Origin of the sequence: Canicola haemoglobinophilus, assembly GCF_002015075.1 — a bacterium.
In the GTDB taxonomy this organism is placed as follows: domain Bacteria; phylum Pseudomonadota; class Gammaproteobacteria; order Enterobacterales; family Pasteurellaceae; genus Canicola; species Canicola haemoglobinophilus.
On sequence record NZ_MUXZ01000001.1, the window covers coordinates 61,604 to 72,320 of the forward strand.

At 37.3% G+C, this 10,717-nt stretch carries 9 protein-coding genes; 3 read left to right on the forward strand and 6 right to left on the reverse strand.

Translation table 11 applies throughout. From position 1 onward, the window contains the following. Nucleotides 1-28 precede the first annotated feature (28 nt). Entirely contained in the window at nucleotides 29-415 is a 387-nt protein-coding gene (gene mscL / locus B0186_RS00360; protein ID WP_268875263.1) for a large-conductance mechanosensitive channel protein MscL, read from the forward strand. Nucleotides 416-481: 66 nt separating this feature from the next. Here mscL and B0186_RS00365 read toward each other — a convergent pair whose 3' ends face one another. The 3 genes from B0186_RS00365 to B0186_RS00375 form a co-directional block, all read right to left on the reverse strand. Further along, on the reverse strand, nucleotides 482-1,273 hold the full coding sequence (locus tag B0186_RS00365; RefSeq protein ID WP_078217414.1) for an alpha/beta hydrolase: 792 nt from the start codon (nucleotides 1,271-1,273) through the stop codon (nucleotides 482-484). A 63-nt stretch (nucleotides 1,274-1,336) separates the two neighbouring features. Continuing rightward, nucleotides 1,337-2,338, reverse strand: a complete 1,002-nt coding sequence (locus tag B0186_RS00370) for a substrate-binding domain-containing protein (protein ID WP_078217407.1) — start codon at nucleotides 2,336-2,338, stop codon at nucleotides 1,337-1,339. Nucleotides 2,339-2,358: 20 nt separating this feature from the next. Beyond that, nucleotides 2,359-3,402, reverse strand: coding sequence for a TrmH family RNA methyltransferase (locus B0186_RS00375; protein WP_078217408.1), 1,044 nt, complete (start codon nucleotides 3,400-3,402; stop codon nucleotides 2,359-2,361). Nucleotides 3,403-3,567: 165 nt separating this feature from the next. Between B0186_RS00375 and pssA the strand changes: the two genes are divergently transcribed. Next, complete coding sequence (gene pssA / locus B0186_RS00380) at nucleotides 3,568-4,935, forward strand: CDP-diacylglycerol--serine O-phosphatidyltransferase (protein ID WP_078217409.1); 1,368 nt, start codon at nucleotides 3,568-3,570, stop codon at nucleotides 4,933-4,935. A gap of 35 nt (nucleotides 4,936-4,970) precedes the next feature. Here pssA and B0186_RS00385 read toward each other — a convergent pair whose 3' ends face one another. From B0186_RS00385 to B0186_RS00395, 3 genes are all read right to left on the reverse strand, one after another. Beyond that, nucleotides 4,971-5,681 (reverse strand): 3'-5' exonuclease, encoded by a 711-nt coding sequence (locus B0186_RS00385; RefSeq protein WP_078217410.1) that lies wholly within the window; start codon nucleotides 5,679-5,681, stop codon nucleotides 4,971-4,973. Then, complete coding sequence (locus B0186_RS00390; RefSeq protein ID WP_078217411.1) at nucleotides 5,678-7,558, reverse strand: DUF294 nucleotidyltransferase-like domain-containing protein; 1,881 nt, start codon at nucleotides 7,556-7,558, stop codon at nucleotides 5,678-5,680. The genes B0186_RS00385 and B0186_RS00390 overlap by 4 nt, the downstream gene beginning before the upstream one ends. Before the next feature lie 105 nt (nucleotides 7,559-7,663). Continuing rightward, nucleotides 7,664-9,574, reverse strand: a complete 1,911-nt coding sequence (locus tag B0186_RS00395; RefSeq protein WP_078217412.1) for a bifunctional 5-dehydro-2-deoxygluconokinase/5-dehydro-2-deoxyphosphogluconate aldolase — start codon at nucleotides 9,572-9,574, stop codon at nucleotides 7,664-7,666. Between the two features lie 247 nt (nucleotides 9,575-9,821). Between B0186_RS00395 and B0186_RS00400 the strand changes: the two genes are divergently transcribed. Next, nucleotides 9,822-10,673 (forward strand): MurR/RpiR family transcriptional regulator, encoded by an 852-nt coding sequence (locus B0186_RS00400; RefSeq protein WP_078217413.1) that lies wholly within the window; start codon nucleotides 9,822-9,824, stop codon nucleotides 10,671-10,673. The last annotated feature ends 44 nt before the right edge of the window (nucleotides 10,674-10,717 follow it).

A 10,717-nucleotide genomic window follows, 5' to 3' on the forward strand; every position in this document is an offset into this window, starting at 1 on the left:
TAAAATTAGGAGTATTTTATGAGGTTTTATTAAGGAATTCCGCGAGTTTGCAATGCGTGGCAATGTTGTTGACATGGCTGTGGGTGTGATTATCGGTGGCGCATTCGGTAAGATTGTGAGTTCGTTAGTTTCAGATGTAGTAATGCCTGTGTTAGGTATTTTCCCTGGTGGCGTGGATTTCAAAGATTTACATATTGTTTTAAAAGAGGCTGTTGGAGAAGCACCAGCAGTAACTTTAAAATACGGTATGTTTATCCAAAATGTGTTTGATTTTATTATTATTGCATTTGCAATTTTCTTAATGATCAAAGCATTAAATAAATTGAAGAAAGAAGAACCAAAAGTAGAAAAAGTGGTTGAACCTTCAAACGAAGAAAAATTATTAACAGAAATTCGTGATTTATTGAAAAAATAATCTGATTTGCAGTTGTTTAAAAAGGCTCATTTGAGCCTTTTTTTATACCGCACTTTTCTCTCTCTTTTACAATAAAGAAAAATGTAAGAACTCGACAAAATGATCAGCCCAATGTTTTTCATGATGAATTTCATTTGCCATTAGGCGTAGGCGAATATGATCTAATGGATGACCTGTGCGTAATAAGGCTTGGTAATAATGTAGAGTACAATCAATATAGGCTTGGTTCATATTTGAGATAAACAATGAATCCACCTCATCGCCTTCTTTCGTTCCTACCTGAATAAAGACTTTGCTATTTTTATCAATGGGATTGTGATGGATAAAATGTAGAAAATCTTTTTCACTAAACCAAGATGCAAGAGAGAAAACCCCTAAATGCCCGAAAACTTGTGGATAAGCCGAGCCCATGTAAGCAGTAATGATGCCCCCCATAGAGCTGCCGGCAAGTAAAGTATGTTCTCTTTGTGGCTTGGTGCGGTAATGTTGATCAATGAAGGGCTTAACCACATCAACCACCCATTTGCCATATTCCATACCTTTGCCGCCAGAGTTTCTAATTTCTGGTGTAGAGCCTACGTCAGTGCGCCAAGGTCCGTATTCATCTAAACGATCTGCACCAGCATTATCTATGCCAACAATAATAATTTTCGGGAATTCTTTGTGGTGTTTAATGGTTGGAATAATTTTCCAAGAATAGCCAGAATAGGACTCTTTGCTATAAAAAATATTTTGCCCGTCATGCATATAGAGCACGGGATAGCTGTCCCAAGTATCTTTGTGGTAATCCTTTGGTAATAAAACACGAATGCGGCGAGTGCGGTTGTAGTAGGGAACATAAAGGAAATGTTCTTCCATTTTTAAGTAATAATAATCTGTATTTTTCACAACAAAAAACCTTATAAAAATAGACGAGGTATTTTAAATACTCTCACCCAAATGAATATTATATCCAAGATTAATCATGCAATTTTCAGGTGCGATACCTTCGATTCGATTAAGTAGTTCTTTGGCAGCCACTTCACCAATTGCCAAGCGCGGTGTGCGTACTGTTGCAATTTGTGTGGTTAAAGATAAACCTACATTTAATCCATGAAAACCAGCAATACCAATTTGTTTAGGCACATCAATGCCCTGACGTTGACATTCAAATAGGGCGCCAATAGCTAAGTCATCATTGGTACAAAAAATACCGTCAATTTGTGGGTATTTCTCTAACGCAAGTTTTAATTGTTCTGCGCCTAAAGTAAAGGAGGAAGGTTCTTCAGTAAGAAGACTATGTGGCGTAAGTTGATGCTTTCTCATGGCTTGCTCGTAACCTTGCATTTTTAAACGAGTACGTTTATCCATACGGGCAGAGAAATAAACAATATTTTTGTAGCCACGCTTAATCATAGTTTCTACCATAGATTGTGCAGCAGCCACATTATCAAAACCAATCACTTGCTGTAAGCCAAATTCGCTAGTATCCATGATTTCAATGACGGGGATATTCGCTACTTCTAGCATTTTGAGCGTTTTCGGCGAATGTTCTGTTTCCGATAAAATCAGCCCATCGATATTGTAAGATAAGAGCGATTCAATACGCTTTTCCTCTTTATCTTGGCAATAACCATAATGTGCCAACATGGTTTGATAGCCAGCTTGATCGGTAATATTTTCAATCCCTTTAATCACATCAGCAAATACATGATTAGTTAAAGAAGGAACAAGTACGCCAATGGCTCGACTTTTGGCATTAGATAAAATTTCTGGCGCACGATTAGGAATATAGCCAAAATGCTCAATAGCTTCTGCAATACGCTTCCCTGTTTCAGCTGCTACAAGATTAGGATCACGCAAATAACGACTAACCGTCATTTTTGTAATTCCTAAATGAGAGGCAATATCTTGTAAAGTAGGGCGTTTGCGCTTGTTGTTCATTTTATTATCCTGAAACAGCCTTATTTCATCGCCCATTTAGCGAGTAATACACCCGTTGCCACTGACACATTTAAGCCATGTTTTAATGGATTAGCTAAAGACAAATTAACCACTTCATCATGCTTATCGACTAATGTTTCTGTACTGGTTTCACTTAGTACAAAGGCAACTTTGTCATTTAACACAAGTTTATCCACATTCTTCGCCTGTTTATTTTGGCTTAAATGCACAATTTGATAGCCAGCTTGGCGTAATTTAGCCAATGCACTTTCAGTTTGGTCAATTTCTAGTGGATGAATATATTCCATTCCACCTTCTGCTACACGCATTGCCATCGCAGAATGAAGTAGCTCAACATCATCAATCACTACCGCACTTACCCCATAAAATGCACAAGTGCGGATAATTCCACCAACATTATGCGAATTACGCACGCCGTCTAATACCAAAACACAGTTCTCTTTGCGAGGAATATATAAATAGCCATTTAAGGTAAATGGACGGCGTTTTTTCACGAGCATACAAATGCCACCATGATGTTCGGTGCCACTGACTAATGCCAATTCATTATGATCAACTACATGGTAAACTTTTTTATTACTAGCTAAATAGCTAAACAAATCGCCCACTTTATGCGCCATTTCTACCGTTGTCCAAACTCGAACAATGCTTTCTGGGCGTTGAGCAAATAGGGCTAAACAAGCATTTTCTCCATAAACTTTCATTTCCTCGGCACGATTTTTCTTAATCTTCTCTGGCGCTCGTGGCGATAAAGGTCCTGTTTTCTTCTCTGTCTTAGCTGCTAAAGTTGAGCGTTTTACCACAACTTGAACTTGCCCCGTGCCACTTGGTTTTTCCATTGTGGTATTAATCAGGCTGGTTTGAGGTGCTAGGTTTTGGGTATGTTTAGAGAAAGGCGGTTTAGATGTAGAGCGCTTATTTGAGTTATTGTCAAAGTGCGGTCGTTTTGGCGCAGATTTTTCATATTTTTTTTCGCCTACAGCGCGCTCAGTAAAACGTTTTTCATTATTTGCTTGTTGGAAAGTTGGTTTTTTTGTCTTCATTTTAGCTATTAATTTAGGGTTAAAGAGGGATAAAGTGAGCAAAAAAACACCGCACTTTATAGAAATTTGTGACCATTATAACGAAAAAATACCTTTTTTCTACCAAGTCACTTGTTAAATATTGTAAACTAGCCAACTAAACACAAACTCGTAGAGAAGTGAATTATGTTGATCAATAAAACAAAACGAGCGCAACAAAATTTGGAGCGTTTACCTTGTATTCCTTTACAAGCAGAACAAGTTGAGTTTATTTATCATTCTTCAGATTTTAAACAACAGATTATTCAACTCATTCGCCAAGCAAAATCACGAATTTATTTCACCGCACTTTACTGGCAAAACGATGAAGCAGGCCAGCAAATCCTAGATGAAATTTATCGTGCTAAACAGGAAAATCCTGAATTGGATGTAAAAATTCTGGTTGATTGGCATCGAGCACAACGTAATTTACTGGGTGCGGAGAAAAGTGCTACTAATGCAGATTGGTATTGTGATGAACGCAGTAAATATCAGCTAGCTGATGATCCTAATATGTTTTTTGGTGTTTCAATTAATACCAGAGAAGTATTTGGTGTCTTGCATATTAAAGGTTTTGTGTTTGATGATACCGTTTTATATAGCGGAGCAAGCATCAATAATGTGTATTTACACCAACAAACCAAATACCGCTACGATCGCTATCATAAAATCGAAAACAAAATGCTGGCAGATACGCTAGTCAATTTCACTAAAACTTATCTACTTGAACCAAGCGTAGTTTATCCACTTGATTCAATTCATCGTCCAAAAACGAAAGAAATTCGCCAACAAATTCGTACATTCCGCAAGCATCTTGCGACTGAAGCGCAATATCATGTGGAATCGTCCATTACCTTAAATGATAGTTTGACGGTTTGTCCATTATTTGGCTTGGGCGCTCATCAAAATTTACTAAATCAAACCATTGAAGATCTATTTCAACTTGTGGAAGATAAATTAACGATTTGTACGCCTTATTTTAATTTTCCACGTCCCTTACAACAAAAAATACGCCGTTTATTAGCTAAAGGAAAACAGATAGAAATTATTGTAGGCGATAAAACTGCCAATGATTTTTATATTCCGCCTTCTGAGCCTTTTAAAATGGCGGGAGCATTACCTTATTTATATGAGAAAAATTTGCGCCATTTTAGTAAAAAATTTACTAAGCAAATTGAACAAGGTCAGTTAGTGGTTCGCACTTGGAAAGACGGCGACAATAGCTACCATTTGAAAGGTATTTGGGTAGATAACCGCTATATGTTGTTAACTGGTAATAATTTAAACCCGCGTGCTTGGCGTTTAGATGCGGAAAATGGCTTATTTATCCATGATCCTAAGCAGCAATTACAAGCTCAAATTCAACAAGAGTTAAACTGTATTCGTCAGAACACAACGATATTAAAACATTATACTGAATTAGAAGAATTGGCTCAGTACCCTGAGCCAGTGCAAAAACTCTTGAAAAAATTTGCTCGCATTAAAGCGGACAAATTAGTGAAGATGATTTTGTAAAATTCGTTCTCATCGCAAGAATTTTCTTGCTTGTTTTAACTCACAGATCGGCGATAAATTTCGCCGATTTCTTTTGGTGTTTTACCAAAAACCTTTGCCAATTGAGCAAGAAAAAGTTCGCCAGCAGAGATTGCATCAATCAACGCATTATGCCCCACATATTCAGGCAAATTATATTTATTGCGCACATGAGTAAGCTGATAGTTATGTTCGCTATCTTGCAATAATGAGCGTTCAATTTTTAATGTATCTAACCACAGCAATGGGAATTGCGACAAGTTATAACGCACATTCAGATAATGTAAGATAAAACGCTTTTCGATACTGGAACCATGGGCAATAAGAATTCGTCCTTGCATTAACTCAAAGAGTTTATTCATCGTATCATCTAGGGTTTCTGCCCCGTTCAACATTTGTGGCAAAATATGGTTAATTACTACCGTATCTTCTTTAATTTCCTGCTGTTCTGCCACAAATTGATGCCATGCTTTTGAAATATCTAAGGTTAAATTATCAATGGGCACGGCGGCAACACTCAAAATATTATCCATCATTGAATTAAGACCTGTAGTTTCAAAATCAATGACCAGATAAGAAAGTGCGGTCAAATCTGCAGAAGTTTTAGGATAAGGCGTTGCAAATAAGGATCTCCATTGTTCAGGTAAATTATCTTGGCAAAGAAAGGCTTGCCGTTGCTTTTCTAATTTATTCAATGGATGAAATTGGTTGAAGAAACTTTTGATCATCGCATTATTCCTCGTTGTGAAAAGCGTAGCTCTGCAGCCTCTTGGAATTTCGCAATTAAACGGAAAGCATCTTTCAGATGATTACGCTCAAGCGCACTCAATTCACTTGGGTCAATATGATTAGTCAATTCTTGCTGTTGTTGCCATGCTTCAGCTTGATATTTAAAACGCATATCACAAACAAATTGATATACCTCTAAGGCATTATCAAGAGTTTCTTTATTCAGAATACCTTGCTTATAACAATGCTCAAATCGTTGTTCCGTTGACATTGTTTGTGGTAAGCCTGCGGCAAGTGCATAAATGCGGGCAAGATCTACTAATAAACTAATAGCACGTTTTTTCAAGTTAAGTTTATTTTTATGTTCGCCTTCTTTTACCAGAACGAAATTGCGGAAAATACTTAATGGTGGTTTTACTCGAATACTGTTCGCCACAAGGAAAGCCAAGAAACGTTTATTGTTTGCCACTAAATCAACAAAATATTGTTGTAGTCCATCAACTAGCTCAAGATCACCATAAATGCCACGCATATCCATAAATACGCTAGCATTCAACAAACCTTCTAGCTCAGGGGAAACAATCCAGCTACGGAAGTTTGCTCTCCATTCCGTTAGAGATACTCTCCAACGAGGATTAGATGCCATGTAATGACCTGTACAATAAGGGTAGCCGCATTGGCGTAAACCTTCATTGACAAAGTCGGTAAGTTGCGCAAAATATTTTCGTTCAAGTGCGGTCAGTTTTTTCTCTAAAATAATCCCATTATCTTGATCAGATAAAGGGTGCATTTCATAGCGCGCTTGTGAGCCAGCCACAAACCAAGCATAGCGGCAAGGTGGTTTACCGAGTTTATGCTCTGCCATCATTAATAGCTTACGTGCAAAGGCATCAGCAATAAGCGTCATTACGTGCATGATATTGCTATAAGCAACGCCACTTTCTAGTAAGGCTTGGAATAAATCCTGTTGTTGTTTTGCAATTTCTACGAGTAAAGGTAAGGTATTAGCTTGGAAAATTCGGTTGATAATAAATACAGATTGAATACTGTTTTGTTTAACTAAATCTGTAGCGGTCAAAATACCTTGCACCTTGTCATCAAGCATAACTGGCAAACTACGAATATTATGTTGCATCATCATAGATACGGCATTGAGGACCAATTCATTGCCACTAATTACGGGCGGATTAAGGCTCATAATTTCTGTTACCAGAGTATTTACGTCTAAACCTTGTGCCACCACTTTTTTAGTCATATCTCGATCATGGATAATTCCAATCAGCTTGTTTTCTTGCATCACTAAAGCAGAAGAACGGCGTTGCTCACACATTCTTATTGCAGCTTGTTGTAATGTGGTATTAGCATCAACAAGGGCAATTTTAGGATTGGCAATATCTATCACTTTTTTCATAAAAATATCATTTTGATTTTTCAAAAAGTTATTTTTTGCCAAACTGTTTAGTCTTTTTCCTGCATCAGTAGAAAAATAGGATGCATATTCAGGAAATTGTTTTAATAGTTCATTCAAGCGCTGAAAAGGAATTTGATAAATCAGCGTATTTTCTAAGGCGTAGGCTTGATATTTATCTTGTTCTTGGTGGTTAAAAATACTAAAACCAAAACAATCGCCACTTTCCAATCTTGCTCTGAGTTGCCCTGATTTATTGACTTGTTCCACTGCTCCCATGCGCACAATATACAAATTTTCATTGTTATTGAGACTATCTGTTTGATCGTTAGTAATTAGTTCCCCTTTGGGAATATAGCGAATTTCAATATTTTGCGCAGCAATGCGAATGAGATCTTGCGGTAGATGAGTAAAAGGAGGAACTTGTGCAATAAAAAGTTCGATATTAGGAATAAGAGAACTATCCATAATGATGCCTTTGAGATGTGATAAATGATGTATAACTATAACAGAAATTAACCCGACACAAATGTATCGGGTTAATGAAGTTTAGTATTTTTTTAAAGAAGATAATTAGTTTTTACGATTTTTCCATAATTTGATTAATCTTCTGTAACGCTCAGAGGTTTCTTTGATGAGTTGTTCATCATCAATTTTACCTGCTAACCAATCCGCTGAAGGTTGTCCAAAGATCGTTCTTCCTACTGCAAAACCTTTTACTAAAGGTGCATTAGCTGATGCTTTGAAGACATTTTCAAAGACAGCTTCTGGTGCGTCTAAACCAAGGATTAAGATACCACGGCAATGTTTGTCATTTGCCTCAATCACTTTGCTTATTTTTGCCCAAGTTTCTGCGGAAACACCCGGTAATTTCCACCAGTCTGGTTTGATACCAAGAGAATAGAAGTGCGCAATCATATCAGTGTAGTAGCTTTCTTTTTGTTCCATATCCGCAGGTAAGATGATTTCTAACAACAATTCATGACCTGTACGGCAGCAAGCACGATAGACTTCTTTTAGAGTTGCATCTTGATCTGCTTTTAACTCGGCTTTATCTGTTGGATGATAGAAGGCTAAACATTTAACTACATGCTCTGCTGGCCAATTAATGAGCTGACTGCCTAAATCGCCATGCTCTAAACGTAATGGGCGAGAAGATGGCATTTCAATTGGGCGACCAATCCACCATTTTTTACCGGTAATTTCATTGAGCGCAGCTTGACCAAAAGTGGTGTCTGCTAAAATTCCCGCATTGCCATTGTAAATACCTTCCTCTTGTGCAGTTTGTTCTGCTGCTTTGAGTAACAAGGTTTTAAGTTGTGGAATTCGTTTCGGATCTGCACCGCACTTCTCAGCCATATCCACCAATTGTTTGCGATGGTCAAAGGCAAAAATACATAAATCATGCCATTCTTGTTTGCGTGTAGTCACACGATGTAAATGGTTTAATTTTTCATCTAAATCTGGACGAGGTACAGATTCTGCACGAGCAAGATAATCATCCAATTCTTCTTTAGTTGGCATTGCTGGTGCACAGCCATGACGAGAAACGACTAACGCACCACAAGCATTTGCATAACGGCAACATTGTTCCCAGCTTTCGCCATTAATATAGCCACGTAATAAACCTGACATAAAGGCATCACCTGCTCCTAGCACATTTAATACTTCAACACGCACACCGTACACATTAATTCCACCATCAATATGATCTGGAATATCACCCTCAAAGACTGAACAACCTAATGCTCCACGTTTACAAACTAAAGTGGCATTACTGACTTTGCGTACATTTTTAAGTGCGGTCAATGTATCGGTTGAACCACCAGCAATATGGAATTCTTCTTCTGTGCCCACTAATACGTCAAAATGATGTAATACTTCTTGTAGCGATTTGGTGACCTCTTCAGAGTCAATAAAACGAGTCTCACCATCACCTAATGAAGTTAATCCCCAAAGTACTGGACGATAATCAAGATCAAGTAAACGTTTTGTTCCATTGCGACCAGCATATTCAAGTGCGGTCAAAACTGCGTGACGAGTTTTAGGATGAGAGAGATGAGTTCCTGTGATAGCAAGAGCCTTAGCGGATGCAATATACTCTTCGTCAAAGTCATCTGACGTAATCGCCATATCAGCACAATTATCACGATAGAAAATTAATGGGAAAGTATCTTGATCTTTAATACCTAGAATAACTAAGGCGGTCAAACGCTCTTTGTCCGTAATCAAATGACTTGTGTCCACACCTATACGCTGTAATTCCTCACGTAGGAAACGCCCCATGTGCTCATCACCAACACGGGCTAACATTGAGGATTTAACACCTTGCACCGCCGTACCATAAGCCACATTACCAGATGAGCCACCGAGATATTTAGCAAAAGAGCTCACATCTTCTAAGCGTGAACCAATTTGTTGTGCGTATAAATCTACAGCAACTCGTCCAAGACAAATAAGATCTAATGTTTTTTCTTTTTTCATTGTGCTTTTCCTTAGTGATGAAGTGATCACAAAAACTGGATATGGAATAAATCATGGTTAAATTGAAACATATATTTCAAAAATGTCTAGAAATAAAATTAATATTTGAGATATTGATCACAAAGATTAGCGAGTGTTCTAGCAAATAAGGCATTTTTAGGTAAAATAAAAATGAAATTTTTCTTTCAAAATGGTATAAATTTGAATTCATTGTAGAGAGAAAATATAACAAGATATAGGAAATATTATGCAAGAACATTCTCAGCTTGTGACATTACAAAATGAAGTCCGAGCACGCTATTCAACCTTGAGCAAACGTCTAAAACAAGTTGCCCAATATGTTCTCGATAATCATAACAGTGTGGTTTTTGACACAGTTGCGACAATTTCTGAACGCACAGGTGTTCCGCCTTCAACATTAATTCGTTTTGCTAATGCCTTTGGTTTTAGTGGTTTTAATGAAATGAAACAAATTTTTCGTGAAAATTTGATTGAGGAAACCGCCAATTACACCGAGCGTTTACAAGTTTTCCGTCAATTAGAACCAGAAAAAAGCAGACAAAATAATCCTCAAGATATTTTAAATATTTTTGCTCAAGCTAATACTCAATCCTTGCAACAGCTGAGTAGCCAAACTTCAGCGAAACAGCTAAAAAGTGCGGTGGAAATTTTAAATAATGCACAAAATATTTTTATCATCGGGTTAAAACGTTCCTTTAGTATTGCTTGCTACTTGGATTATGCCTTACACCATTTAGATTGCCGTTCTTTCTTAATTAATGGATTAGGCGGAATGTTTGATGAGCAATTAGGTCAAGTGAAAAGTGGCGATGTTATCGTAGCAGTGAGTTTTTCGCCTTATGCTAAAGAAACTTTAGAGATTGTGAATGCGACCTCACCAAAAGGTGTAAAACATATAGCTATTACTGATAGCCAGATTAGTCCATTAATTGCTTCAAGTGATGTTGCTTTTGTCGTAAAAGAAGCGCAAGTAAGTGGTTTCCGTTCACAATGTGCCACCATGACATTGGTGCAAACCTTAGCGATTTTATTAGGCTTAGAGAAAGAAAAAGAGAAGGAAAAAGCCAAAGAGAAATAAAAAATTTAAAAAAGCCTTAGCTATTCTGATCTGACCCCAAAAAG